This is a genomic window from Pseudomonas sp. C27(2019) (genome assembly GCF_008807395.1).
Classification (GTDB): Bacteria; Pseudomonadota; Gammaproteobacteria; order Pseudomonadales; family Pseudomonadaceae; genus Denitrificimonas.
The window spans coordinates 2748259-2775120 of record NZ_CP043320.1 but is presented as its reverse complement, the minus strand read 5'-3'; the positions used below and the strand labels follow the sequence as shown (position 1 = coordinate 2775120).

At 49.3% G+C, this 26862-nt stretch carries 21 protein-coding genes and 2 pseudogenes; 11 read left to right on the top strand and 12 right to left on the bottom strand.

Annotated features, from left to right (window positions below):
• Positions 1–275 precede the first annotated feature (275 nt).
• Positions 276–896 (bottom strand): cytochrome b/b6 domain-containing protein, encoded by a 621-nt coding sequence (locus FXF61_RS12740; RefSeq protein ID WP_151185605.1) that lies wholly within the window; start codon positions 894–896, stop codon positions 276–278.
• Positions 893–2497: a tetrathionate reductase family octaheme c-type cytochrome gene (locus FXF61_RS12735; RefSeq protein WP_218571810.1), complete on the bottom strand. Its 1605-nt coding sequence runs from the start codon at positions 2495–2497 to the stop codon at positions 893–895. The genes FXF61_RS12740 and FXF61_RS12735 overlap by 4 nt, the downstream gene beginning before the upstream one ends.
• Positions 2498–2803: 306 nt before the next feature.
• On the opposite strand from FXF61_RS12735, the gene FXF61_RS12730 reads away from it, so the two are divergent.
• Both FXF61_RS12730 and FXF61_RS12725 read left to right on the top strand, forming a co-directional pair.
• Positions 2804–3229: a DsrE family protein gene (locus FXF61_RS12730; protein WP_151185604.1), complete on the top strand. Its 426-nt coding sequence runs from the start codon at positions 2804–2806 to the stop codon at positions 3227–3229.
• Between the two features lie 137 nt (positions 3230–3366).
• Complete coding sequence (locus FXF61_RS12725) at positions 3367–3768, top strand: DUF6858 family protein (protein ID WP_151185603.1); 402 nt, start codon at positions 3367–3369, stop codon at positions 3766–3768.
• A 57-nt stretch (positions 3769–3825) separates the two neighbouring features.
• Here FXF61_RS12725 and FXF61_RS12720 read toward each other — a convergent pair whose 3' ends face one another.
• The 9 genes from FXF61_RS12720 to gshB form a co-directional block, all read right to left on the bottom strand.
• Positions 3826–4485 (bottom strand): methyltransferase, encoded by a 660-nt coding sequence (locus FXF61_RS12720; RefSeq protein ID WP_256663428.1) that lies wholly within the window; start codon positions 4483–4485, stop codon positions 3826–3828.
• 4 nt (positions 4486–4489) lie between these two features.
• A complete protein-coding gene (gene glmS / locus FXF61_RS12715; protein WP_151185602.1) occupies positions 4490–6325 on the bottom strand; it encodes a glutamine--fructose-6-phosphate transaminase (isomerizing) in 1836 nt (611 codons plus the stop codon).
• Positions 6326–6703: 378 nt separating this feature from the next.
• Positions 6704–7978 (bottom strand): dihydroorotase, encoded by a 1275-nt coding sequence (locus FXF61_RS12710; RefSeq protein ID WP_151185601.1) that lies wholly within the window; start codon positions 7976–7978, stop codon positions 6704–6706.
• A complete protein-coding gene (locus FXF61_RS12705) occupies positions 7978–8988 on the bottom strand; it encodes an aspartate carbamoyltransferase catalytic subunit (RefSeq protein WP_151185600.1) in 1011 nt (336 codons plus the stop codon). Before FXF61_RS12705 ends, FXF61_RS12710 begins: the two co-directional genes overlap by 1 nt.
• Before the next feature lie 10 nt (positions 8989–8998).
• Positions 8999–9508, bottom strand: coding sequence for a bifunctional pyr operon transcriptional regulator/uracil phosphoribosyltransferase PyrR (pyrR, locus tag FXF61_RS12700; RefSeq protein ID WP_151185599.1), 510 nt, complete (start codon positions 9506–9508; stop codon positions 8999–9001).
• 27 nt (positions 9509–9535) lie between these two features.
• Positions 9536–9979, bottom strand: a complete 444-nt coding sequence (ruvX, locus tag FXF61_RS12695) for a Holliday junction resolvase RuvX (protein ID WP_151185598.1) — start codon at positions 9977–9979, stop codon at positions 9536–9538.
• On the bottom strand, positions 9976–10542 hold the full coding sequence (locus FXF61_RS12690) for a YqgE/AlgH family protein (RefSeq protein WP_151185597.1): 567 nt from the start codon (positions 10540–10542) through the stop codon (positions 9976–9978). The genes ruvX and FXF61_RS12690 overlap by 4 nt, the downstream gene beginning before the upstream one ends.
• Positions 10543–10613: 71 nt before the next feature.
• Entirely contained in the window at positions 10614–11513 is a 900-nt protein-coding gene (locus tag FXF61_RS12685; RefSeq protein ID WP_151185596.1) for an energy transducer TonB, read from the bottom strand.
• A 106-nt stretch (positions 11514–11619) separates the two neighbouring features.
• The gene (gshB, locus tag FXF61_RS12680; protein WP_151185595.1) at positions 11620–12576 is read right to left on the bottom strand and encodes a glutathione synthase; all 957 of its coding nucleotides are present in this window, start codon (positions 12574–12576) and stop codon (positions 11620–11622) included.
• Between the two features lie 246 nt (positions 12577–12822).
• Between gshB and pilG the strand changes: the two genes are divergently transcribed.
• The 3 genes and pseudogenes from pilG to FXF61_RS15155 form a co-directional block, all read left to right on the top strand.
• On the top strand, positions 12823–13230 hold the full coding sequence (gene pilG, locus FXF61_RS12675) for a twitching motility response regulator PilG (RefSeq protein ID WP_151185594.1): 408 nt from the start codon (positions 12823–12825) through the stop codon (positions 13228–13230).
• A gap of 58 nt (positions 13231–13288) precedes the next feature.
• Positions 13289–13654, top strand: a complete 366-nt coding sequence (gene pilH / locus FXF61_RS12670; protein WP_151185593.1) for a twitching motility response regulator PilH — start codon at positions 13289–13291, stop codon at positions 13652–13654.
• Between the two features lie 43 nt (positions 13655–13697).
• Positions 13698–13931: pseudogene (locus FXF61_RS15155) on the top strand (chemotaxis protein CheW); the annotation flags it as partial.
• Positions 13932–13960: 29 nt separating this feature from the next.
• Here the strand turns inward: FXF61_RS15155 and FXF61_RS12665 are convergent.
• Positions 13961–15214 carry an IS256 family transposase gene (locus FXF61_RS12665; RefSeq protein ID WP_151184202.1) on the bottom strand — a complete coding sequence of 418 codons (1254 nt, stop codon included), beginning with the start codon at positions 15212–15214 and terminating at the stop codon, positions 13961–13963.
• Between the two features lie 96 nt (positions 15215–15310).
• On the opposite strand from FXF61_RS12665, the pseudogene FXF61_RS12660 reads away from it, so the two are divergent.
• The 6 genes and pseudogenes from FXF61_RS12660 to FXF61_RS12635 all read left to right on the top strand — a co-directional run.
• Positions 15311–15625 (top strand): annotated as a pseudogene (locus FXF61_RS12660) (chemotaxis protein CheW); the annotation flags it as partial.
• A 119-nt stretch (positions 15626–15744) separates the two neighbouring features.
• On the top strand, positions 15745–17796 hold the full coding sequence (locus tag FXF61_RS12655; RefSeq protein ID WP_151185592.1) for a methyl-accepting chemotaxis protein: 2052 nt from the start codon (positions 15745–15747) through the stop codon (positions 17794–17796).
• A gap of 63 nt (positions 17797–17859) precedes the next feature.
• A complete protein-coding gene (locus FXF61_RS12650) occupies positions 17860–18723 on the top strand; it encodes a protein-glutamate O-methyltransferase CheR (protein ID WP_151186103.1) in 864 nt (287 codons plus the stop codon).
• A 24-nt stretch (positions 18724–18747) separates the two neighbouring features.
• Entirely contained in the window at positions 18748–25338 is a 6591-nt protein-coding gene (locus tag FXF61_RS12645) for an Hpt domain-containing protein (protein ID WP_151186102.1), read from the top strand.
• Positions 25331–26392 (top strand): chemotaxis protein CheB, encoded by a 1062-nt coding sequence (locus FXF61_RS12640; RefSeq protein ID WP_151185591.1) that lies wholly within the window; start codon positions 25331–25333, stop codon positions 26390–26392. The genes FXF61_RS12645 and FXF61_RS12640 overlap by 8 nt, the downstream gene beginning before the upstream one ends.
• Positions 26389–26859, top strand: coding sequence for a chemotaxis protein CheW (locus FXF61_RS12635; RefSeq protein WP_151185590.1), 471 nt, complete (start codon positions 26389–26391; stop codon positions 26857–26859). The genes FXF61_RS12640 and FXF61_RS12635 overlap by 4 nt, the downstream gene beginning before the upstream one ends.
• Positions 26860–26862 lie beyond the last annotated feature (3 nt).

Genomic DNA, 26862 nt, shown 5'->3' with positions numbered 1-26862 from the left:
TATTGATTCAGTGTCTACGGTAAAGCCTACCATGAGGTGAAGGTCAAGGGCATTGGCCGCACGTTCGTTATTATAGTTGATATTTTATGGGTCTAGGCTGACATCCGCCGAGTTGTGGGTCGACCTTTCAAGCTCGATGCAGGGTCTTGCGTGGTATGAATTGTCGCCCGTAAACGGGCGGCCTACGCAGTGATACGCATTTTTCGTCTCAAGGTCGACACGGGGTTTTATGCGGTATGAACTGTCGCCCATAAATGGGCGACATACAGGGAGATTTATTTGTTGGGTTTGCTTGCTTTTTCGTCGGGCATGTCCTCGTAGCCGGTGATCATCGGCTTGATCATGCTGAATATCGTTTTGCCCATAGTCGTCATATATACGTGGGCAATCACGAAAATGAGCATAGCAAAGGCTGCTGCCGTATGTGTCAAAGCTACGCCGCCGAGTGTTAAGCCACTTAAGCCCCATTCAGCCCATTGGTTATAAAACAGATACAACAGACCTGAAATCCAAATCGCTGGAGAGATCACTAGCTTAAAGCCCAAGTAGGCTAAGCGTTGCAGTGGGTTATGTTTAGCTTGGGTGGTCGCGCGATAGGGGTGTGCGGCGCCAGTAAATGTACCAATCAAATAGTAATGGATAACCGCGCCAAGCTTGTCGGTAGTTGGGATGTATTGACGCCATTCACCTGTGGTTAGATGCCAGAAAATAGCCAAAACCCATAAACCCAACAACGCATAGGCCGCATACTCGTGCAGTTGTGCCGCCCTGCCAAAACCAAGCACCTGATAGCTGCCGTGAATCTCAAAGCCCGTGAACATTAAAAAGAAAATTAATGCCGCTTGGCTCCAGTGCCAAAAACGTTCAAAGCGCTTAAAAATCATGGTCCGTTTCATTGGTTTTTTCTCCTACGGCTGCTTACAAAACGGCCAGCGCCATGCGCCAAGCTACCAAACAGTGTTAATAAAGCCAGCGACCAGCCGGCTCGGTCAAGCCAAACATTACGATCCCGACCGGGCAGATAAAAATCAGTTAATGCCGCCAATCGACCATCGCGAGCGTGGCATGAGCCGCAATTAAGAGCATCTTCAGCGGGTGCGACCATGTGTGCCAGAGGCCAGTGCATGCGCGTTTCAATAAAATCAAACTCACCGCTGTATTCTTGGCCGGCGTACTCGGTACCTGCTTTAAGAGATTTCACCCAATCAAAGTTGGTCCATAGCGCTGTGTCATCATCAGCGCTGTACACATGATTTACCAGTAAGTGCTTATGCACTTTATCGTATGGCTGTTTACCTTCCATAATTTTAAACGGCCAAATACGTGAGTCAGGGTTGTCGTGACTGCCTTTAATTTGGTTCAGATGAATCGGCGTTTGAGTGTCGTCGATCTTATCTTCACGCAAGGTGTAGCGACTGATTCCGTCGAACCAGCGGTATTCAGGGATAACGTTTTCGCCGTGGCGGAAAGTACCCTTAGTGCTTAGATACTCAATATTGCCATCGGCATCGCGAATGGTTAGCGGTTTGCCGTCTTCACCCAGTGTGCCTGCTGTGGACCAGTCCCACCAAGTCTTAGTTGCAACACCACCGCGAGCAAAGGCAGGAATATGACAGGTCTGGCAGGCCACTTGATCAACGTGCTCATTGAGTTTGGTTTTTTCGTGTGGAGCATTACCGTGGCAAGACTCGCATGAAGCGCGGGTGTTGTCAGTATGCCCCGGCACATCAACACCGTGTGTGTCGCGGGCATTCGTTAAATAACGGCTGCCGGTGACACTGTGCGCTGAAGTGGTATGACAATCAGCACAGGCGAAGTTGGCTCCATCTTTAGACATGTGTACATCAAGACTGCGTGGAGCAGTTAACAGTGATGAGTCTAAGTCACCATGCTTAACACCATCACCACCGCCGCCGTAAAAGTGGCAGCTGCCGCAGTTTTGGCTGCTGGTAGCACCAATATTCTGCGCAATTTGTGCAAAATCGGTTTTGCGCATGATACTTGGATCAATTGGGTCCGGCAGCTCAAGGCGCGGATGACCTGCACCGGTAGGTGATTTTTTATAGCCGCCAGTGGTGTCGTGGCAGATTAAACAGTCAACTTTATTCTCCGCAGTTGGTGGCGGCTGACGCATATCATCCCAACCGTAACCAGTATGACAGCTGGTGCAGAATGGCTCATTAGATGCTACTGAGCCACAGAAGCTGTTGACCACATGGCGCTTACCAAGCATTTGTTCAGTTTCTGGGTGAGCAAACTCCCACGTCCAGTGCGTGGTTTCTTGGAGCTGCTTAGAGGCTTCAGTGTGGCACTCAAGACAGGCTGCAGTCACTTCGGGCCCCGAGCTGAAGGGGCCTTGCAGCTGTTCAAACTGACTGTGATCAGCGGTGGAGGGGGATGCGCGCTCTATAGCTGTTGCCGGTAATACACCCAACAGCAACGACATAGCTGCGATGAACATCGATCGCAAAGCTAAACCAATACAGTGCACCTTCATAAGACCTCCCTTGACTCAGCCATCGGTTAAGCTGCTCAGATAAAATTATGCGCCAAACCCGTGCGCATGGTTGCAGCACTCAGTCGAACTGGGCATGCTCATATAACAAGCAATATATCATAACGCATAGTTTTTGCTGAACTAAAGCGTATGCTTAGTAAACCAATGGACCATTGACTGCTTTATTGTGCTTGCTGGCATTGGTTGAAGTGTGCTGCATGTGGCCTATGTATATTTGTATTGTGCATCATTTAATCTTGAGAGCCGCTGCGTTTTACCCCGCGCAGGCCTGTGAGGAATACGATCATGAGTCAATCATCTAATTTGTCTGCAGATGCAGTTCAGCCCGCTAATGAAGCGCTTGCTTACCAGCCTGAGTATGCGATGGTTATTGTCACCAGTGCATCATTGCAAACACAAGGTATGGCAATGGTGCTTGCACGCGCGATGCAAGAACAGGGCGTTCAGTTAAATATCCTACTTTGCGATGGGGCGGGTGATCTCGCCATCGAGGGTTACCAGAGTGAAAAAGCATTAGAACCAAAAGGAATGAAACCTGAAGTTTTATTGCAACACATAATCGAAGCCGGTGCGCAGGTTGCTGTTTGCGCCCTTTATTTACCTAACAGTACCTACCAAGAGCAGGATTTACGCAAAGGTGTGAGCGTGGCGCAGCCAGCAGACATAGCACAAATGATGCGCAATAAAGACAGTAAAGTATTTAATTTCTAGCGTTAGAAAATGAGAGGCCAGTTTGTCTAAATTATTAGGCAACAGCAGGCCCGACATTGTGTCGCAGTCTTCTGCTGGGCTGGTGCTGTTATTATTCGTTTTTACTAAGTTGTTTAGTTTTTAGGAGATTATATCAAATGCAATACACTCACTTTATGGACAAGTACCCGACGCATCACCTGGATATTCCTAAGGCTGCAACAACCTGTACGAGTGTGGATGACATCATCGCGTTTTTTCGTCAGAAGGTTGAAGCAGATTCGCGCGCCTGTGTCATTGGTGAGTTTGATCACTATGCACACACAAAGTCTCTTGCCGATGGTGAGGTTGCTGCAAATATCCACGCCGCTAAGCATTTGATTTTTTGTTTTGGTATTAAATTGCCAAACCCGCTGGCTATGGCAGCTCGCCCGCGCTCAATTGGCGTGTGTGAGATGGATGACTGCTTTGCAGTGAGTTTTATGGAAGCACCTAACCCTATGATGCATCAAGTCATGTTGAGCTGGGTGGCTGAGCTACAAGAAGCTAAAAAAGTTTAGCAGTAATGAATAGGGCCCTGTTTGGCATTCATATGCGCGCAAGGCGTTAACGACGTATTAGCACATGGACTGGTATAGGCTGACGTGGCGAAATTCTTCAGGCTCAGCAAGGTCTGGTAGGGTTTCACCATAGAGTTCATGTGTTTTAACAAATTGCGGATGTAAAAAGTTGCGCTGCCTAGAATCAGCAATAATGACCTGCTTAGCAAAGTTAGGAAAGTGTTGTACTAAAGGTAGGTTCTCAACGTCGTAAAGCACGTCAGCAGCAAAAAGGATGTCAAAAAGCTGCGACTCACTAAACAAATCTGCGCTGTAGTTTAGCTCTAGTTGATTTAACTGTGCATTGGCGCGGCAGGCTTGCAATGCGATGGGGTCAAGATCGCAGGCTACCACCTCACGCGCGCCAGCCAGTTTAGCCGCTAGCGCAACAACGCCACTGCCTGCACCGACATCAATTACCCGCTTACCCGCTACTTGCTCAGGATGCTGCAAAATCCACTGGGCTAAAGTTAAACCGCTGGCCCAACAAAAGCACCAATACGGCGGTGCTTCTAACAGACGCTGGGTTTCTTGCGAACTAAATTGGCGCAGCATGCTGCTGGGATCAATCAACCAGAGTTGCAGCGCCAGCCCAGGTAGTGGGGTGGCCACTAGCTGAGCATCGGTTAATATTGACTGTAAGGCACTATTGAGCTGAGTTACACAAGGACTGGACACAGCGCTATTCGACAGTTACAGATTTTGCTAAGTTTCTAGGTTGGTCCACGTCGGTGCCTTTTAAAACAGCAACATAGTAGGACAGCAGCTGCAGTGGAATCGTATACAGAATCGGAGCCAGAACGGGATGGATGCTGGGCATATGCAGGACATGGGTCTGCTCATCGTCACTGAGTTGTGCTTCGCGATCGGCAAATACTAAGAGCTGGCCGCCACGCGCACTGACTTCTTGCAGGTTGGATTTAAGTTTTTCCAGCAATTCATTATTTGGGGCAACCGCGACCACCGGCATGTCGCTGTCGACCAGTGCCAGTGGGCCGTGTTTCAGCTCGCCGGCTGGGTAGGCTTCAGCGTGAATATAGGAAATCTCTTTGAGCTTAAGCGCACCTTCTAAGGCGACTGGGAATTGCTCGCCGCGACCTAAGAATAGCGCATGATTTTTCTCGGCAAACAATTGCGCTGTGTTTTCAATGGTGGCGCTGAGTGATACCGCATCATTGAGCCTAGCCGAGAGCGTGCGTAGGGCGTCAACAATCTCGCGCTCTTGCTCGGCAGCGAGGGTTTTACGTGCGCGGCCTAAGGCTAAGGTGAGCAGCAGTAAACCGACCAGTTGCGTGGTAAAGGCTTTGGTGGATGCCACGCCAATTTCTGGGCCTGCGCGGGTCAGCAACACCAGATCAGACTCGCGCACCAAGGAGCTGGTACCGACATTGCAAATGCATAGACTGGCAAGGTAGGCATTGTCTTTACGGTGACGTAAGGCGGCTAAGGTGTCAGCTGTTTCGCCCGATTGTGAAATGGTCACAAAGAGGGTGTCGGGCTGTACCGCAACATGGCGGTAGCGGAACTCGCTGGCGACTTCGACTTGGCAGGGAGTATTGGTCAGGCTTTCTAACCAATAACGCGCCACCATGCCGGCATGATAGCTGGTACCACAGGCAACAATTTGAATATTTTTAACCCGCGCAAACAGTGCGCTAGCATCTGGGCCAAAGGCTTGGGCTAAGACATGATCATCCGCTAAACGGTCTTCTAGGGTGCGTTGCACTGCTTGCGGCTGCTCATGGATCTCTTTGAGCATAAAGTGACGGTAGCTGCCTTTTTCAGCGCTTTCTGCTTGCTCATGATAGTGCACAGCTGCACGCTCAACGGCTGCGGCGTGGGCATCATAAATCTGCAAATCATCACGTTGGATGACTGCAATATCGCCTTCTTCAAGGAAAATAAAACGGTCGGTGACTTGGCGTAAAGCCAGAGGATCAGAGGCTAAAAAGTTCTCGCCAATACCTAAACCAATCACTAAGGGGCTGCCGCTGCGTGCAGCAAGAATACGATCAGGTTGTTTAGCGCTGATCACGGCCAAGCCATAGGCACCCTTTAATTGGCTGACGGCCACGCGCAAGGCGTCGAGTAAGTCAGAGTGGGTTTTTTGCAAATGGTGCAAAAGGTGCACGATGGTTTCGGTATCAGTTTGTGAGGTAAACACATAGCCGTAACCTTGCAGTTCTGTGCGCAGTTCTTGATAGTTTTCAATGATGCCATTGTGCACGACAGCCAGTTCTTCACTGGAAAAGTGCGGGTGTGCATTGGCCTCACTGGGTACGCCATGGGTGGCCCAGCGCGTGTGCGCAATGCCGATATGCCCCGTCAGTGGCTGCTCGGCTAAAGCCTGTGCCAATTCGGCGACTTTACCGATGCGGCGCAGTCGTTGTAGGCGGTTTTTTTCACTGTAAATAGCCATGCCGGCGCTGTCATAGCCGCGGTATTCAAGGCGCTTGAGCCCTTCCAGTAAAATTGCGCTGACGTTACGTTCAGCGATGGCGCCAACAATGCCACACATAGCAGATCTCCGGTGATTGGGCTTAAAAACGCATCAGTAAGGGTAATGCTGGTGCATCGGTATTCTATCAGAACATTTGCACCCACCCTTGTAGCTGCAGGTCGACCTTTTAAGGTCGATACTGTTGTATTGCGCGGTGGGTTTTTTGTCGCCCATGAATGAACGACCTACGGTTATGCTGCAGATCGTCCCTTTAGGGCGACATAATTTGTTATTTTTGCACAGGTTAAGGGTGTTTGTAATGTTTTTGTCGCCCATAAGTGGACGACCTTCGGCTGTGCAGTAGGTCGACCTTTTAAGGTCGACACTGTTGTATTGCAGGGTGGTTATAGTCGCCCATAAATGGGCGACCTACAGGGCTGGGGTGGTATTCCTGCTCTAAATGTTTTTATGGGTGACGCGACCATTTAGCAGGGTGTAGCGCACTGCACCAGGTAAAACGTGGTCCATAAATGGGCAGTTACGACCCTTAGAAAACCAGCTTTCGCCTACGACAGTTTGCCCTTTAGGGTCAAACAGCACGATATCTGCAGCCGCACCAACCGACAGGCGACCTGCTTTTAACTCTAACGCATCAGCAGGACCTGTGGTTAAACGCTGCAAAGCCGTAGGCAGATCAAATACGCCTTCTTCGACCAGGCTCATGGCCAGTGGCAGCAGTATCTCAATACTACTAATGCCCGGCTCAGTTGCGGCAAATGGATCTAATTTTGCATCGGCTTCGTGCGGTTGATGGTGGCTGGCAATAGCACTGATGACGCCGCTTTTGACGGCTTCGCGCAACCCTTCACGATCTGCTAAGGAACGCAGTGGTGGTAACACATGGTAGAAGCTGGAGAAATCCATCAAGGCTTCTTCTGTCAGAATCAGTTGGTACATGGCTACGTCAGCGGTGACTTGCAGGCCGCGTGCTTGTGCTTTTGCAATCAGGCGTGCACCGCGTGCGGTAGTGATTTGACTAAAGTGCGCACGCACGCCACTTTGCTCAACTAACAGCAAATCACGGGATAGCGCCACTGTCTCTGCGGTTTCTGGAATGCCAGCTAAACCACGAAAAGTCGCCACTGGGCCTTCATGGGCGATACCGCCTTCAGCCAGCGAGGCATCTTGTGGATGGAAAATAACGGTCAAGTCAAAGGTGGCTGCATACTCTAAGGCGCGGCGTAGCACGCGATTACTGGCAAAGGGTGTTAAGCCATTACTAAAGGCCACGCAACCGGCTTTACGTAAGGTAAAGAGTTCAGCCAGCTGCTCGCCGGCTAAACCTTGGCTAAAGGCACCCAAAGGAAATACTTTACAGGAGCCCTCATCACGCGCTTTATCTAAAATCAGATCAACCACCGCTGGCGTATCTAAAATTGGTTTAGTGTGCGGTGTACAGCATAGGCTGGTCACACCGCCGGCGGCAGCGGCGCGAGTTTCTGTGGCAATGCTGCCTTTGCGGCCATAGCCGGGCTCACGTAAGGAGGCGGAAATGTCAACTAAGCCAGGAGCGGCAATTAAACCGCTGGCGTCAATCATTTGATCGGCGACAAAGTCGCGTGGGGTGTCACCAATGGCAACAATTTTGCCGTCATTAATAAAAATGTCAGCCTGCTGATCCATTTTGCTGGCAGGATCAATTAAACGTGCACCGTTAATCTGTATGCGCATTAGAGTGACTCCCGCTTTAGTGCATCCAACTGGCGTTGTTCATTTTGACCACTCATGGTCATTGATAGTACGGCCATGCGCACCGCAATGCCGTAGGTGACTTGGTTTAGGATGACTGAGCGTGGGCTGTCAGCGACGAGAGAGTCGATTTCAACGCCACGGTTAATGGGACCTGGGTGCAAAACAATCGCGTCCGGGTGGGCTAAGGCCAAGCGCTGCTCACTTAAACCGTAAAGGCGATAAAATTCGCCTTCGCTGGGCAGCAAGCCGCCTTGCATACGCTCGCGCTGTAGGCGCAGCATAATGATCACATCAACGTCTTTTAAGCCTTTATTGACATCGGTATACACATTGACACCGTACTGCTCAATACCTATAGGTAGCAAAGTCTTGGGTGCAATCACGCGGATATCTGGGCAGCCCAAGGTTTTCAGTGCCAGCATATTTGAGCGAGCGACACGGGAGTGCAGAATATCGCCGACAATCGCGACTTTTAGCTGCTCGAAGTCACCTTTATGGCGGCGAATTGCTAGCATGTCGAGCATGCCTTGAGTGGGGTGTGAATGGCGGCCATCCCCCCCATTGATAATCGCCACATTGGGACTGACGTGCTCAGCAATAAAGTGGGCAGAACCTGAATCGGCGTGGCGCACCACAAACATATCGGCAGCCATGGCTTCAAGGGTGCGCAAGGTGTCGGTCAGGGTTTCACCTTTGCTGGTCGATGAGGTGGAAACGTTCAGAGTAATGACGTCAGCAGAAAGGCGTTTAGCTGCCAATTCAAAGGTGGTACGGGTGCGCGTGGAGTTTTCAAAGAACACGTTACACACGGTCATTCCGCGCATTAAAGGTACTTTTTTAACAGAACGCGAGCCCACTTCGAGAAAGGAGTCAGCGGTATCTAGAATTTCCGTCAGCATAGCGCGCGGTAGGCCGTCGAGCGATAAAAAATGGCGCAGACGACCTTCGTCATTTAGCTGCAACGGGCACTTAGGGGAGAGAGGCGTCATTGCAAGGGTCTCATAGGTGATCAATGGTTTTCAGGGCGATAGCCAAAGGCTCGGGCCCTGTTAATTTTACCCGCTGATTTTGCTCAAGTGAAAGCGTTGCACCGACAATGTCTGGGCGAATGGGCAATTCACGCGCATTTAAATCCAATAAGCAGACCAAGGTCACACTGGCTGGGCGACCGTAATCGAATAACTCGTTGAGGGCAGCGCGGATAGTGCGCCCGCTCATTAATACGTCATCAATTAAAATCAGGTGCTGATCAACAATGTCGAATGGCAGCTGCGAAGGGCGTACCTGTGGGTGGAGGCCGCTGCGACTGAAATCATCACGGTAAAAAGAGACATTTAAAATGCCCAGCGGTTCTTCGCTATTGAGCTCTTTAAGCAGCGCATTAGCGACCCAGACACCACCGGTGTGAATGCCAACAAAGCGCGGATTATCGATCTGTTGCGCTTTGAGGTGGGCTTGCAGCTCGCTAGCAATTGTTGAAATCAATACAGCAGGATCAGGTAGGCTCATTGGGTACACTCCAAGCATTAATTGAGGTTAGCTAGCGCTATGTTGCTCCAGCCAGCCTTGCAGTAATAAAGCAGCTGCCAATGCGTCAACAGGTTGCTCTCTATAGCTGCCACGTTGCTGTCCTTGTGCTAAGCGCTGACCTTTGGCTTCAAATGTGGTCAGACGTTCATCATGGGTGTGGACAGGTAAATTAAAACGGCCATTTAAGCGCCGTGCGAACTTTTCCGCGCGCACGCACATATCGCTGGGTGTGCCGTCCATGTTCAATGGTAATCCTACAACAAGTGCATCAGGCTGCCACTCTTTTATCAGTGCTTCGATTTGCTCCCAATTGGGAATGCCATCGCGCGCTTTTAAATTGCACAATTCGCGAGCCTGCTGAGTGACCATTTGCCCAACTGCAACGCCAATTTGTTTGGTGCCGTAATCAAAACCCAAGAGTAATTTTGGCGCGTGTGTTGTCGTGCTCATGCGTGACCGACTTGGCTGCTGAGACGGTCAAGGTCAACACCGAGCAAGGCTGCAGCGGCACTGCGTCGTTGCTCAACGGGCGTGTCAAAAATAATAGCATGGTCAGCTGGACAGGATAACCAAGCATTCGCGGCCAGCTCCTGTTCAATCTGTCCTGCACCCCAGCCAGCATGACCAAGAGCGATAAGGCTTTGTGCAGGACCTATGCCCTGCGCAATCGCCAGTAAGGCATCTTGTGATGCGGTTAATGAGAGCTCAGTAAAAGGTGTTGTGCCTTTAAATTCTGGACCTTTATTATGCAAAACAAAGCCGAGCTCGGTTTGCACTGGGCCACCGCTGAAGATTTCTTTGTTGGATGCATCGCCAAGTGCTGTGTGTTCGGGCTGCAGTTGTTCTAGAACGTCTGCCAAGGTTAAACCATTGGGCCTGTTAATGATTAAGCCCAGTGCGCCTTCACTGTCGTGAGCAAGTAGGTAAACCACGGACTGCGCAAATGCTGGGTCGCTCATGTTGGGCATGGCAATTAAAAAATGCCCGGCCAAGGATGGGTATGTGGAAGTCATAGGGTGTCTTTCGTCCTCACCAGTAAGCGATAAAAGAAAGTGCTCAAGATCAGCATGATAATTATTGCAGGTTATTGGCTAGAAAGGCGATCGCCCCGCTCAAAGCGCCAAGTGCGAATGATTTCGACTTGGTCATAGTTAGCCGCCAGCTCGCCGGTAAAGTGAGCAAAAGGTGCTGAGGTACGCACAATGTTTAGTGCGGCTTTATCTAAGACTGGATGTCCAGATGACTCTAAGATTCTCATTGTTTCTAAGGAGCCATCGCTTTTAATAATAACAAGTACACGTAAGCTGCCATAAATACCCTTGCGCCGCGCCTCTTCGGGGTAGTTAAGGTTGCCGACCCGTTCAACTTTTTTACGCCAAGCATCACGATACCAAGCACTGATATCGCGTTTAGTTGCGGCTGTATTTTGCCGACTGACCCGCGGGCGTTTGGCGTACTGTTGCTGTTCAAAAGCCAGCTCGGCTTCGAGACTGGCAATGTCGGCTGAGAGCTGCTCACGATCAATCACAGGGATTTTACGGGTTGGCTTTGGCTTTGGTTGCTCTTTAGGCTGGCTGACCACTTTTTGTTTTTGCGGCTGCGTGGTGCTGATAACTTTTTTTACTTCAGGCGTTACAGGCGTCGGCTCAATACTGCTTTCTACTTGTACTTTCTTGACTTCAGTGTCTTGGAAAGGTGCTTTTTCGGTGGTTTTCGGCACTGCTGCTTCTTCGAGTGTGCCGCTGCCTTGCTGACTGTCTTGCGCAATAAAGTCAGCTTTCTCCGGTTCTTTTTCACTTTTGAAAGTTGCCAAAGTCACATCTAAGCTTTTACTTAGCTCGGGTAGATCGCTGGTAGTAAAGCCCACACCAAGAATAATGGCGAGATGCAGTAGAGCAGCAATTAACAAAGTAAACCCTAGGCGATCAGAGGCGCTAACCGCAGGTTTAGGCTCAGTAAAAGGGTTGCTGGCAGAGTTTTTCATAAGCGCATTGGATTCTCGACAGACGTGGCAGTCTGCCGAGAAGCGGTGAAAAAGTCTATGAACTTGCTTGCATATTCTGGCATAGACGGCCTAGTAAGACGGATTATTAACTGCGCTGAGCCAGTTTGATAGCAATGGCATCCATCAATTGATCACCGATTTTTGTATCAAAAGCGGCATCGATTTCACGAATACAGGTTGGGCTGGTGACATTGATTTCAGTTAAATGCTCACCAATCACATCTAAACCGACAAACAATAAGCCTCGCTTGCGTAGTTCAGGGCCGACTTGCTCAGCAATCCAGCGGTCTTTATCAGTTAGCGGTTGTGCCACGCCGCGGCCGCCAGCGGCGAGATTGCCGCGGGTTTCACCATGAGCAGGGATGCGTGCCAGGCTATAAGGCACTGCTTGGCCATCAATCATTAAAATGCGCTTGTCACCGTCTTTAATTGCCGGCAAATACTGCTGTGCCATGATTTGTTGGGTGCCGTGAGCGGTGAGTGTTTCTAAAATCACTGACAAGTTGGGATCACCTTTGAGGTGGCGAAAAATTGATGAACCACCCATACCGTCTAGAGGTTTGAGAATCACGTCACCGTGTTTGCTGGCGAAGTTGCGTAGTATGTCGGCGCGACGGCTGACGATGGTTTCAGGAGTGCACTGCGGGAAGAGCGTAGCAAAAAGCTTTTCATTGCAGTCACGCAGGCTTTGTGGGCGGTTTACGACTAGGCTGCCGGCGCGCTCTGCTTGCTCGAGTAAATAGGTGCTGTATAAAAATTCATTATCAAAAGGCGGGTCTATACGCATCAGAATAACGTCTAAGTTGCCCAGTGGCTCATCCTGTTCTTCGCCGAGTTCAAACCAGCAGTCAGGATCATTGAATACCTTGAGTGGGCGCATGCGTGCACGTGCTTCTCCTGTATGCTGGTAGAGGTCTTGCTGTTCCATATAAAACAAAGACCAGCCACGTGCTTGGGCAGACAATAACATGGCTAAAGAGCTGTCTTTTTTGAATGAAATCTGAACGATGGGATCCATTACAATTCCAAGACGAACATGCATGATAGAGTCTCCAATAAAATTAAGTAGCCAATAATTATGCATTCTAGCATGGCTGAATAATAGCGTTAGCTTGACTTGAAACGATAAGCGCAGCTAATAAACAGCTTAGTATCTATTGGGTTTATAGATTGCAGTAAAATAGTATGCTAAAAAGGCTGCACGATTGAGTCGCCGAATAGTGTATTAACCGCTAATACAGCATTGCCGCTGCAATAATAATGACTCACCGACCATGGTAGGGCGAAGATGGAACACAAATCAGAAGGCTTAAAAGTGATGGTGATTGACGACTCAAAAACGATTCGTCGCACTGCCGAAACCTTGCTTAAAAAAGTAGGCTGTGAAGTGATCACAGCGGTAGATGGTTTTGACGCGCTGGCAAAAATTGCAGATACACATCCGGATATTATTTTTGTCGATATTATGATGCCGCGCTTAGATGGTTATCAAACTTGTGCGTTGATTAAGAACAATAGTGCTTTTCGATCAACGCCAGTGATTATGTTGTCCTCAAAAGATGGCTTATTTGATAAAGCCAAAGGCCGCATTGTTGGTTCGGATCAGTATTTAACGAAGCCGTTCAGTAAAGAAGAACTTATTGGTGCAATTAAAACGCATGTCCCTGCCTTTGTTGCAGCGGACACTGCATCTTGATCTTAATGTGTAAACAGGCACGCCATGCTGGTTGCATTGTGTTTCTATGGGGGAAATCATGGCTCGCATTTTAATTGTGGATGACTCGCCAACTGAAATGTATAAGTTGGCAGCGATGTTAGAAAAAAACGGACATCAAGTGTACAAAGCTGAAAATGGCGCAGACGGGGTTGCGTTGGCTAAACAAGAGCAGCCCGATGCCGTTTTAATGGATATTGTCATGCCTGGTTTAAATGGTTTCCAAGCGACACGTCAGCTGACTAAAAGCGCAGAAACACAACATATTCCAGTGATTATTGTGACGACTAAAGATCAGGAAACAGATCGAGTTTGGGGTAAGCGTCAAGGGGCTAAGGATTACTTAACCAAGCCTATCGATGAAACCACGTTGATTAAAACCCTGAATGCAGTATTGGCAGGCTAGTGACTACTGCGCTTTATAAAACTAATAAAAATAGGGTTGCTCGATGACAAATAAAAAAACGCCCTATGAGCAATTGTTGCAGATTGATGCGCTGTGTCGTGGGCAATCAGTTGGCCTACCCGCTCAACAAGAAAGGACACAAACTTGGAGTGGTATTGGCTTTCGTATAGCAGACCAACATTTTGTTGCGCCAATGGGTGAAGTTGCAGAGGTTCTGCATGAGCCGCGCTATACACTTTTGCCGGGTGTGAAAAAATGGGTAAGTGGGGTTGCTAACGAGTTATGGTCAAATCTGGTGTACGAGCATCAGGCGGTTTTCCTGTCTGATTGCTCCATTACTTGTTCGCCGTCTTGGAATTTAACGTTATTGACCACGAGGGTTAGCAGTTGAAATCCTTTCAGGCGGTTCCAGCGCTTCTGCGCTGATTGCAGCAATTTATAAACCATTGCTAGGGTTGTGTTTCTTGAACCGCAGTTGCGAGTTTTGCTGGTTCTTAAACGTACTGTAGCGAAGGCAGATTCAATTGGGTTGGTGGTGCGTATACTCACCCAATGTTCTGCTGGAAAATCGTAGAAAGCCAACATGCTCTCACGGTCTTTAGCTAAGCATTCCATTGCGCGTGGGTACTTAGCAGTAAACCTTTCCAGCGCTATATCAAAGGCTTTATGAGCCTTCTCACGCGTCTCAGCCATCCAAATATCATGCAGTGCCTCCTTCACTTTGGGCTGTACTGCTTTGGGCAATTTATTGAGCACATTGGCCGTTTTATGCACCCAGCAGCGTTGTTGTTTGGTCTGCGGATAAACCTTACTCAGGGCTTTCCAGAAGCCCAATGCGCCGTCAGCTGTTGCCAGCTTTGGGCAGGTCGTAAGCCCACGCGCAACCAGGCCATTCAGCAGCTCAAGCCAGCTGGCTTCAGACTCACGATAGCCTTCTTCAACAGCAATCAGCTCCTTGCGGCCATGCTCTGTCACGCCCATCACCACCAGCAAGCACAGGCGGTCATCGAGGCGGACGTTGCTGTAAATACCGTCAACCCAAAGGTACGCGTAGCGCTTGTCACTCAAATCGCGCTGTCGCCACTCTCGGTGCTCATCAATCCAGCGTTCCTTGAGCCTGGAAATGGTGTTAGCTGACAGGCCTTTGGCATTCTCACCCAGCAAGGCTGCTAGGGCTTCTTGGTAGTCTCCAGTGGAAATACCTTTGAGATACAGCCACGGTAATAACTCTTCAACGCTGCGGGCACGCTTGAGGTATGGCGGTAGCAGTGCGCTGGTAAAACGAATACCAGAGCAGCTACGATCACGCACTTTTGGCACCTTGATATCAACATCGCCAATGCCCGTTTGGATGCTGCGCTCAGGCAAATAGCCGTTACGCACCACAGCTTTGCGGCCATCGGGTAAACGCAGTTCTTCATGAGCTTGCAGCAGTTGCTGCAGCTCTACTTCAACTGCTTGCGCAATGAGCTGGCGAGCACCATTACGCAATAAAGCAGTTAGCACATCAGTGCCAGTTTCATCTGGTTGTGAAAGAACATTCAGGGTAGTATTTGTCATGGCGTATCGCTCTACTGTTAATTATTTCTTGGTCGAAACAATCAACAGGATACGCCACCCTCTTTTCCCCTCATACACCACAAATGACTATATCTCGTTGCTAACGTGCGCGGACGCTTGCTGCCAGTGATGGATCTTTGTAGTTTTTTCGGCACTGAATTAAGCAGTGCGAAGAAACTACGCCGTTTATTGGTGGTTGAGCATCGTGATGTTTTTGCTGGGTTAACTGTCGATGCTGTATTTGGTATGCAGTATTTTGAAGTGGACTCTTATTCTGAAACGCTGCCGGATATTCATGCGGCATTTGCACCTTTTGTGCAGGGTGCTTTTGTGCGTGATCAGCAGTCTTGGCTTGTATTTAGTCCGCATGCTTTAGCATGTGATGAAGCGTTTTTAGATGTGGTTGCATAGTTTAAGCAGGCATGAGTTTGCTGCGCTGCAGCGGTCATATTCGGATGGGTCGGCCTACACTGACTCTTGAGTGTTATTGGACATAATAAGTAATGCAGGTCCAGGCGGGGGCCAAAAACATGAAAAATATAAGCGGAAGTCATTTGTTAGCAGGGTTACGCAGTAATGTACTTATTGGCGTGCTCTTTGCTGCCTTGGTTGTATCAGTTGTAGTGCTGTTTATTAACTTTATTTACATTAATACGCAGTCTAACTACGACAAAGAATACATCACCCATGCTGGCGAGTTGCGCGTATTGTCGCAGCGTATTGCGAAAAACGCGACCGAAGCAGCCGCTGGTAAAGCGCCTGCATTTACTTTGCTCAAAGACGCACGTAATGACTTTGAGACACGCTGGGGGTTCCTAGTCAATGGTGACCCTGAGAACAACCTGCCGCCTGCACCAGATACTTTAAGAGTTGAAATGGATGCCGTAGCTAAAGATTGGGATAGCTTGCGTGCCAATGCAACTGTGATTGTTAATAGTGAACAAACCGTACTGTCGCTGCACGACGTAGCAGGCGAGCTGGCAGATACCATCCCGCAGCTACAAGTAGAATATGAGGAAGTTGTTGATATTCTTCTGCAAAGTGAGGCACCGGCTCGGCAGATTTCTGTTGCGCAGCGTCAAGCCTTGCTTGCTGAGCGGATCATTGGTTCTGTGAACAAAGTACTCGTTGGTGATGAAGACTCAGTCTTAGCGGCTGATATGTTTGGGCGCGATGCCAGTCTTTTCGGCCGGGTTTTGAAGGCGATGCGTGATGGTAACGCTGCGATGGAAATCACCCGAGTGACCGATGAGGAAGCCTTAGAACGTCTTACTGAAATTGCTGATTTATTTGAGTTTGTTTCCGGCTCAGTTGATGAGATTTTAGAAACGTCACCAGAGTTGTTCCAGGTACGTGAAGCCGCTAATGGTATTTTTAGTGTTTCGCAAACCTTACTTGATCATGCCTCTGAGTTGGCTGAAGGCTTTGAGGCGCGCGCTGATGGCCGTGTCTTTAATACCTTACTGGGCTATATTTTAGGATCTGTAGCGTTAGCCTCGATTATTTTAATTGGCTTGGTGAGTATGCGTGAAACACGTGTGCGCTTAACGGAAACTGCTGAGAAAAACGAACGTAACCAGACCGCTATTTTACGTTTGCTTGATGAAATTGGTGATTTGGCAGACGGTGATTTGACTGCGGAAGCGACGGTAACAGAAGATTTTACCGGAGCCATTGCTGACTCTATTAACTACACCATTGACCAGTTGCGCGACCTGGTCGGAACCATTAACGACACGGCCGTGCAGGTTGCCGCCGCAGCCCAAGAGACGCAATCCACGGCGATGCATTTAGCAGAAGCATCTGAGCACCAAGCGCAAGAAATTGCCGGTGCATCTGCTGCGATTAACGAAATGGCTGTGTCTATTGACCAAGTATCTGCCAATGCTGCTGAGTCAGCTTCGGTTGCGGAACGATCAGTATCCATTGCTAACAAAGGCAGTGAAGTGGTGCATAACACCATTACCGGCATGGATAATATTCGTGAGCAAATTCAAGATACATCCAAGCGTATTAAGCGCCTCGGTGAGTCGTCACAAGAAATTGGTGACATCGTTAGCTTGATTAACGACATTGCTGACCAAACCAACATTCTTGCTCTTAACGCTGCAATTCAGGCATCGATGGCCGGTGATGCGGGTCGAGGCTTTGCCGTGGTTGCCGATGAGGTTCAGCGCTTGGCTGAGCGTTCATCGTCAGCAACCAAACAGATTGAAGCGCTGGTTAAAACCATTCAAGCGGATACCAATGAAGCGGTTATTTCGATGGAGCAAACCACACTGGAAGTTGTGCGTGGTGCTCACCTTGCACAGGATGCTGGTGTGTCCCTTGAGGAAATTGAAAAAGTATCGAAAGCTTTGGCTTCGCTTATTCAGAATATTTCCAACGCGGCTCGCCAGCAGGCTTCATCTGCGGGTCATATTTCCAGCACGATGAACGTGATTCAAGAAATTACCTCGCAAACGTCTGCGGGTACAACGGCTACAGCGCAAAGCATTGGTACCTTGGCCAAGATGGCTAACGAGATGCGTCAGTCGGTATCTGGCTTTACCTTGCCAGAAACCAGTAGCGAACAAGCCTAATCACGAATGGGTGGAGCCTGTTATGTCTACCACCCTTACTCGACTATGGAAGAAGGGCGCATCATGCAGTCTGGCAGTGCATGGGCTTTACAGCCTCTAGCTGAGATGACGACGGCTGAGTTTAATGACTGGCAGGCATTGCTGGAGACTCGCTCAGGTATCGTTGTTAGCGAGCAGCGACGCTCGTTTTTGCAAGTTCATCTTAGTGCGCGCATGCGTGAGCTGGGTGTGTCTGATTATGCCAGCTATTATCAGCAAGTGATCAATGGACCCTGTGGTGCCGTAGAGTGGGTGGCTTTACTTGATCGTTTAACGGTCCAAGAAACACAGTTCTTTCGGCACGCAGAGTCGTTCCAAGCGGTTACGGATTTCTTAACAAAAAAAGTACAAAGCACGCAGAGCACAGCATCACTGTCTTTGTGGAGTGTCGGTTGTGCCAGTGGTGAGGAAGCTTGGTCGTTGGCTATTTGTAGCGCTGAAGTACTGCGACAGGCTTCTAAGAAAATAGAGTTTGGCATTACCGCAACTGATATAAGTCATAATGCTTTACGCAAGGCGCGTCGAGCAACATATGATCCGCGCCGTCTAAAAAACGTGCCAACGGAATTGGTTGAGCGCTATTTTACAATCCAAGCAGACGGGATGTATCAAGTAGTGAGCACGCTGGCTGAACGGCTGTGCTTTGCTAGATTAAATATACTGGAATTAGCGCAAGCACCTATTTTTGGTATGGATGTCATTTTTTGTCAAAATGTGTTGATCTATTTTCGCCGCTGGCAGCGACGAGAAATACTGAATCGTTTAGTGGCCTGTTTAGCACCGGGTGGAATGTTAGTGGTAGGTGTTGGTGAGGTTGCTGGCTGGCAGCATCCTGATTTAGAGCCTGTTGCTGATGAACGCGTTTTGGCTTTTACCCGTAAAGGGTAACACACGGATATGAGCGGAGTAGTTATGGGTGATCGGCACGACTATGTCGCCCTGGAATGGGTTAAAGGCGAAATTGCTGAAACTCTAAAACAGGCACGTCATGCACTTGAAGAGTATGTGGACAATCCAGAGGATTCGACACGGCTGCGTTTTTGCTTAACCTATGTGCACCAAGTACACGGCACATTGCAGATGGTTGAGTTCTTTGGTGCCGCTTTGCTGGCTGAAGAAATGGAGCAGTTGGCGCAGGCACTGTTAGAGGACCGTGTTAGTAACTTAGCTGAAGCACTTGAAGTGCTGATGCAGGCTATTTTGCAGTTACCGCTTTATTTGGATCGTATCCAGACAGCGCGACATGACCTGCCGATGGTGGTGCTGCCACTGCTTAATGATTTGCGTGCGGCACGTGGCGAGAAGCTACTGTCAGAAACCAGTTTGTTTACACCGACACTGCCTGCTGCACATGCGCCGCTCAGTGCGCAGCGCATGCAGCAACTCAGTGTGCCAGAAATGCCTGTATTGTTGAAAAAATTACGACAAATGCTACAGGTTGCTTTGGTTGGCGTGTTCAGAGGCCAAGGCATACCAACCAACTTAGAGTATATGGCAAGGGTCTTTGCGCGCTTAGAAATATTGAGCCAAGGGGCGCCTCTGGAACCATTATGGCGGGTGGCGGCGGGCTTAGTTGACGGACTTGCCAATGGCAGTGTTGAAGCAGGCGCATCGGTGCGTACTTTATTGCGCCAAGTTGATGCTGAGTTACGACGCTTGGTCATAGAGCAGGCTCAAGGGCTTAATCAGCCAGCACCTGCTGAGCTGATTAAGAACCTACTTTTTTATGTTGCCAAAGCCCAGCCCGACTCCCCACGCTTAGAAAAGCTGCACACTCAGTACCGCCTAGCTGAGGCGCTACCGGATGAATTGTTGCTTGATGAAGAGCGTGCCCACATGTCAGGGCCGGACCGCGGCGCAATACGCTCAGTGGTGGCAGCGCTCTGTGAAGAGCTGGTACGCATCAAAGACAGCTTAGACCTTTTTGTCCGCAGTGATCATGAGAATCTGGATGAGCTAGGTGCCTTACAAGCACCCCTTAAGCAGATTGCCGACACCTTAGCTGTGCTTGGCTTTGCGCAGCCACGTAAAGTGGTGCTTGATCAGATTGATGTTGTCACAGCCCTGAGTGCAGGTGATAAAGAAGTCAATGATGCCGTATTGATGGATATAGCTGGCGCCTTGCTGTATATCGAAGCCACGCTGGCGGGCATGGTTGGCAATCCAGATGACTTTATAAGTGAACAAAACTTATTGCCCACGACGGATGTTGGGCAAATTCACCGTTTGGTTATTAAGGAAGCGCGAACAGGTTTAGAGCATGCCAAAGATGGCATCATTGAGTTTATTGCATCGCAATGGAATCACGATAACTTAGCCAATGTGCCGCACCTCTTAAATCAAGTGCGTGGCGGTTTAGCCATGATTCCTTTGCCGCGTGCCGCAGCACTTGTTGAAACCTGCCGGCGCTATATCGAAGAGCAGCTCTTTGAAAATAAAGTGATCCCCAATTGGCAGAGCCTTGATACCTTAGCTGATGCGATAACCAGTGTTGAATATTATTTAGAACGTCTAGCTGAAGATCATGCCAGCCAAGGAGAGTCGATTCTTGATGTGGCTGAAGAAAGCTTAACCAGTCTGGGTTATGCGCCAGCACCTGTTGAGGATGTTGTTGAAGACAGTAGCGAGCATGACGCGCTAGGCACACAACGCATTGATGACGAAGAGCAGTTAGCCGATGCAGACGTGTTAACCCCAGAGCCAGGTCTTGAACATGAGCTAAATAGTGATCACCACGCTGAAGTCGATCAATCCGCTTTTGAGGCTGAAGATATCCCAACACTTGATGTGGAGTGGGACGCATCAAGTAGCACAGAAACAGATACCTTAACTGCTGACGCCAGTGCAGCTGCAGATGATAGTGATGTTGTGCCGCACTTGCCGGAGCAGGCCGATAGCAGCGCACCAGAGTTTGATTTAGACAGCCTTGATGTTGCACCTGAGTTTGCCAGTGGGCAGAGTCCCGCTGAGCGGCCAGACATTCATGAGCTTGAACAGGCTGTCATGCCCGAAATGTCTCTAGAAGACGTGATGAGCTCAACGCTTGCTTCGGTTAACCCGCCGGCTACAGACGTACCGCCGAGTATTTTGCCACCAGCAGCAGATGAAGAGCCTATCGATGAGGAGTTACAAGACGTTTTTGTTGAGGAAGCCGAGGAAGTATTAGCCACACTCAACGAGTTTTTCCCGCAATGGCGCGCTAATCAAGATGATAAAGATGCGCTAACAGAAGTGCGTCGTGCATTCCATACGCTAAAAGGCAGTGGCCGAATGGTGCGTGCTCTAGTTGCGGGAGAGTTGGCATGGTCAATTGAGAACATGCTCAACCGCGTCATTGAAGGTAGCCTGCAAGTCAGCGAGCCTGTGTTTACAGTGATTGCAGATGTCATTCAATTGTTCCCTGAGCTGGTCGCCGAATATGCTGCGCAACAACAACGCCAGCGTGATGATGTTGATCAGTTAGCAGCGACAGCACACGCGTTAGCGCGTAATGAGCCCGCGCCTGTTTTCGCAAGTACAGCAGATGCAGCGCAAGCGATTGAGCAAGAGATTGAGCAAGAGATTGCTGAAGGGACTGAAATAGCCGAGCTGGGTGATGCACTTGTAGCTGTCGAAGACATTAGTGTGCAGTCCCAGCCTGAAGCATCTGTGGATGAAGAAGCTGAGCTGATTGATCCGGTTTTACTGGAAATCTTTAAAGTTGAAGCGCAAGCACATGTGCAAACGTTGGTTGAGTTTTTAGCCGATTGTGCACAACAACTGCCTAAATCCATTAGTGATGATTTGCAGCGCGCTATGCATACGCTTAAAGGCAGTGCCTTTATGGCAGGTATTGTGCCGATCGCAAATATTGCCACTGCATTAGAAAAATTAGCTAAAGATTATAAAGCGAACTTATTGCCTGTTGAATTCAATGAAGCGTTATTGCTCAGTGAAGCGGAGCAATTGTTGGGTGTCGGAATTGAGCAGTTAGATAGCACACCGCTGCAAGCAATTGAGGGCGCTTCGGCGTTTATCGACAAGCTAAATCAGTTGGTTAGCGAGCGCTTAGCGCATGCAGATGAAATAAATGTGGATGATCCTAAAGTGATTTCCACTTTCTTATCTGAAGGTATGGATACCTTGCTCGATATGGATGAGCAGCTTGAATGCTGGCGTATGCATCCAGCAGAGCGTAAAGAATTAGCCGCGCTGTTAGAGGAGCTCAGAGCATTGGGCCGTAGCGCTGAAATGGCTGAGCTGCCGCAGATCGAGGAGCTCTGCGCAGCCTTGTTAGAGACCTATACAGCAGTCAAAGATGGACGTTTGCCAACTCAGGAACGTTTTTTTGAGCATGCCAAGCAAGCACATGATGCGCTGATCAATATGATGGATCAGGTTGCGGCAGGCTTACAGGTTGAGTCGGGTCAAAACAGTGTAGACGCCTTGTATGCACTGATGAGCGATGCGTTATCAGCGCCTGTGTTGCAAGAAACTATCAGCGTGTCAGAGCCTTCTGAAGAACTTGAGCTGACAGAGTTAAGTGTTGAGCCAGAGCCTGTTACTGCATCGCCAGTTGTTGCTGAGAGTGTTGAAGATGATGCGGGTGTGCCTGTTGAAGGCATAGCTGAAACTGACGAGTTGGTCGATGCTGCAGTGCCGCCCTTAAAACCAGTAGAGCCTGCTGTGGGTTCGCTGCACACCAGTGAAACCGATACAGCGGCAGATTTGCGCGATCCTGAGCTGGTGGAAATCTTCTTAGAGGAAGGCTTTGAAATTATTGATAGCGCAACTGCAGCCTTATTACGTTGGATTGCCAATAGCGATAATGTGTTGGAGTTGGAAACGCTACTGCGTGAATTGCATACGCTCAAAGGCGGTGCGCGCATGGCTGAAATCCCAGAGATTGGTGATTTAGCGCATGAGCTTGAATTTCTGTATGAAGATTTAAGCGCAGGTCGATTGCAGGCCGATACATCTGTCTTTAACTTGCTGCAAGATTGTCATGACAGTTTGGCTGTCATGCTGGAGGCTGTACGTGATCATACGGTTTTGCCGGACGGACGCGCTTGTATTGGGCGCATTCAACAATTACGTGGTACGCCGCTAGGCCAGCAGCCCATTGCAGAGAGTATTGAGCTGCAAACTGTGAGTGACAGCGTTGAGGCAGAGGATACTGACGATATATTAAGTATCTTTATGACTGAGGCTGATGAGTTGTTAGCCGAGCTCGATACGGCTTTAGAATTATGCACTGCTGCGAATGCATCAGAGCAGCCGGTGGATGATGCTTTACGTGCGCTACACACGCTTAAAGGTGGTGCGCAGCTTGCTGATGCACAGGCGATTAGCGATACCAGCCAACAGATTGAGCGGCAATTGCTTGAAGCTGTGCAACAAAAACAACCTTGGCCTGATCACTTACAGCGTGAACTGCGCAGCTCGTTTGAGAAGCTCACGGCTGAGGTTGCGGCGCTCCGACAGACATTGTCTGAGCCGGAGTTAGCGCGACAGCCTAGTCAAGCCGAAGCAGTGTCGAGTCAACCACCACAATGGGCTAAGCCGATTGTGGCGGTGAGTACCAAGACGGATAAGCCGGTTGCCCATAAAACCCTTCCTTTTGTAGAGAAAGCTAAGCAAGCAGCGGCTAGAGCGAGCGCGCAGCGTGCACCACAAGAACAAGTACGTGTACCCGCTGAACTTTTAGAAGACTTGGTTAATTTAGCGGGGGAAACCTCGATTTTCCGTGGCCGAGTTGAGCAGCAGGTCAGCGACTTTGGCTTCACGCTGAATGAGATGGAAGCCACAATCGACCGTGTGCGTGATCAGTTGCGCCGCTTAGATACAGAAACTCAGGCGCAAATCCTTAGTCGCTATCAGGCCGAAACTGAAAAAGCGGGTTATGAAGATTTCGACCCTCTGGAGATGGACCGTTACTCACAATTACAGCAATTGTCGCGAGCGCTGTTTGAGTCCTCTTCTGACTTGCTGGACTTAAAAGAAACCTTAGCCGCACGTAGCCGTGATGCTGAAACGCTGCTTTTACAGCAGGCGCGGGTTAATACTGAGCTGCAAGAAGGCTTAATGCGTACGCGCATGGTGCCTTTTGAGCGTCTATTGCCGCGTCTGCGTCGAGTGGTTCGCCAGATCTCAAATGAGTTGGGTAAAGATGTAGATTTCATTGTTACTAATGCTGAGGGGGAAGTGGACCGCAGTGTGCTGGAGCGTATGCTTGCGCCTTTAGAACACATGCTGCGCAACGCCATTGGCCACGGTATTGAATCTGCTGAGGCGCGTCGTGCTGCTGGTAAGCCCGAACAAGGCACAATTCGCCTAGAGCTTAGCCGTGAAGGGGCTGATATTTTACTGGTGCTGTCTGATGATGGTGCCGGTGTTAATTTAGCTGCAGTGCGCAATAAAGCCATTGAGCGCGGTTTGATCACTGCTGATACCGTTCTGACTGATCAGGAAATGACGCAGTTTATTTTGCATGCGGGCTTTTCTACAGCGACCAATGTGACACAAATCTCCGGTCGTGGTGTCGGTATGGATGTGGTGAGTTCAGAGATCAAACAAATTGGCGGCTCAATCACTATTGATTCACAGCAAGGTATAGGCACGCGTTTTAATATTCGCCTGCCCTTTACTGTGTCGGTTAACCGAGCGCTGATGGTGATGGCCGGTGAGGATTCTTATGCCATTCCACTGAATACCATTGAAGGTATTGTGCGGGTATCGCCTTTTGAGCTAGAAGCGCTTTATCAACAGGAGCAGCAAGAGGGTCAGCCCGCTCGCTTTGAGTATGCAGGCCAAGAGTACCAGCTCAAATACATTGGCGACTTGCTCAATAATGGACAAAACCCCAAGCTGGTTGGGCAAACACTGCCTTTACCAGTGATTTTAGTGCGCTCTAATGAATATGCAGTCGCTGTGCAGGTTGACGTACTTGCTGGCTCGCGGGAAATTGTGGTGAAAAGCTTAGGGCCACAATTTGCCAGTGTGCACGGTATTTCCGGTGCCACTATTCTTGGTGATGGTCGCGTTGTTGTCATTTTGGATCTGATGGCAACAATTCGTATGCGCCAGAGCAGTGCCAGTCTAACAGATGCAATTGTGCAGCCTGGATTGCCAGCTGCAGCTGATAAGCAAGCTGCAAAGCTGGTAATGATCGTTGATGATTCAGTGACCGTGCGTAAAGTAACATCGCGCTTACTCGAGCGATATGGAATGCAAGTGATGGTAGCAAAGGACGGTGTTGATGCGATTACGCAACTGCAAGAGCGCAGACCTGACATTATGCTGCTGGATATTGAAATGCCGCGCATGGATGGTTTTGAGGTTGCTAACCTCGTGCGCCATGACTCAACGTTAAAAGACTTGCCCATAATCATGATTACCTCTCGTACTGGTGAGAAGCACCGCGAGCGGGCCATGGCCATTGGGGTTAACGATTACTTAGGTAAACCGTATCAAGAAACGGTATTGCTCGAAGCAATTAGTAAGTTGATTGACAGGCATGATTGAGCAAGTCGCTGTACGGGTTGCTGTTGTAGCGGATACATCGTTACAGCGGCATCTTTTACAGCAACTGTTAAGCAAGCACGGCTATCAGGTTGTGCTCAATAGTGCTCCACAACAGCTGACTGCTGAGCGTTTGCAAAACTGTCAAACAGATCTTTGGTTATATGATGCAGTTTGCTCTAATGAAGTTGATTGCCCTAACTTAGAGTATTTTTTAAGCAAGAATAATGCACCAGTGCTGTTCGGTGAAGGTGCTGCACCAAGCCTTAACTCAGAGGACTACCCGCGCTGGGAGCGCAGTTTACTTAAGAAAGTACTGCAGCTGACTCAACACCTTGCACAGCAGGCTACTCTAGCTGTTGCCATGAACAACGAGGTCATCAGCCCAACAGTAGTGCCTATTGAATTGCCACAGTATTTTTTAAAGCAAACTAGACACGCTGACCAGCCAGCAAAGCAAGTGTGGTTGCTGGCTGCTTCTATGGGTGGACCGCAGGCCGTTAAAGCATTCTTGGACGTATTGCCTGTGGGCCTCCCCTTAGGTTTTATTTACGCACAGCATATTGATGCGCATTTTGAGAGCAGCTTGCCGCAAGCAGTCGGACGCCACAGTCGCTGGTCGGTACGTTTGCTTGGCGAGCATCAGTTTGTGCGCGAAGGTGAAGTGGTTATAGTGCCGATTCAGCATGAGTTGAATTTTGCGAGTAATAGCCGCCTGCTGGCATTAGATAAACCGTGGGAAGGGGCTTACAATCCATCCGTTGAGCAAATAATGCGCAATTTGGCCCAGCATTATGGACGCTATTGCGGTGTTATTGTATTTAGCGGCATGGGTGATGATGGCAGTATTGCTGCTGAATATGTGCAGCAGCAGGGTGCTCAAGTGTGGACGCAAAGTGCTGAAAGTTGTGCCTGCTCAAGTATGCCAGATAGTGTTGTGCAAGCAGGTTTTAGCGTATTCAGTGCCAGTCCGCAGGGTTTAGCCAGTGAGTTGGTGCAGTACTTTTTAAACCTAGGCATAGAAAATAATGATGATATTAAGAGGACGATACCATGACTCAAGCCGTTGTTGATCAGAGTGCCGCTCAGTTAACTGGATTGCTATTGACGTTAAGCGACAGATTATTGTTATTGCCCAATACTGCAGTTGCTGAACTTGTTGCATATCGCCATGTGCAACCTGCCGAGAACTCGCCGAATTGGTTATTAGGGCAAATCAGCTGGCGAGACCTTAATTTGCCCTTGTTATCTTTTGAGGCGGCATCCAGTGACGCCACGGTGGTTACTGAGCGCGCACGAGTCGTCATCGTTAATGCAATTGGTGGCCGCCCTAAGTTTCGTTATTTTGGCTTGCTGATCCAAGGCATTCCGCGCTCTACGCGAATCGATGAAAGCTTACTTAGTGAGCAGGATGAGACTCTACTGCCGTTAGAGTTAGATGCGGTAAATATTGAAGGCGAAATTGCAAAAATACCTGATTTAATCGCACTTGAACAAAAACTGGCAGACTTAGACCTTATCTAATCG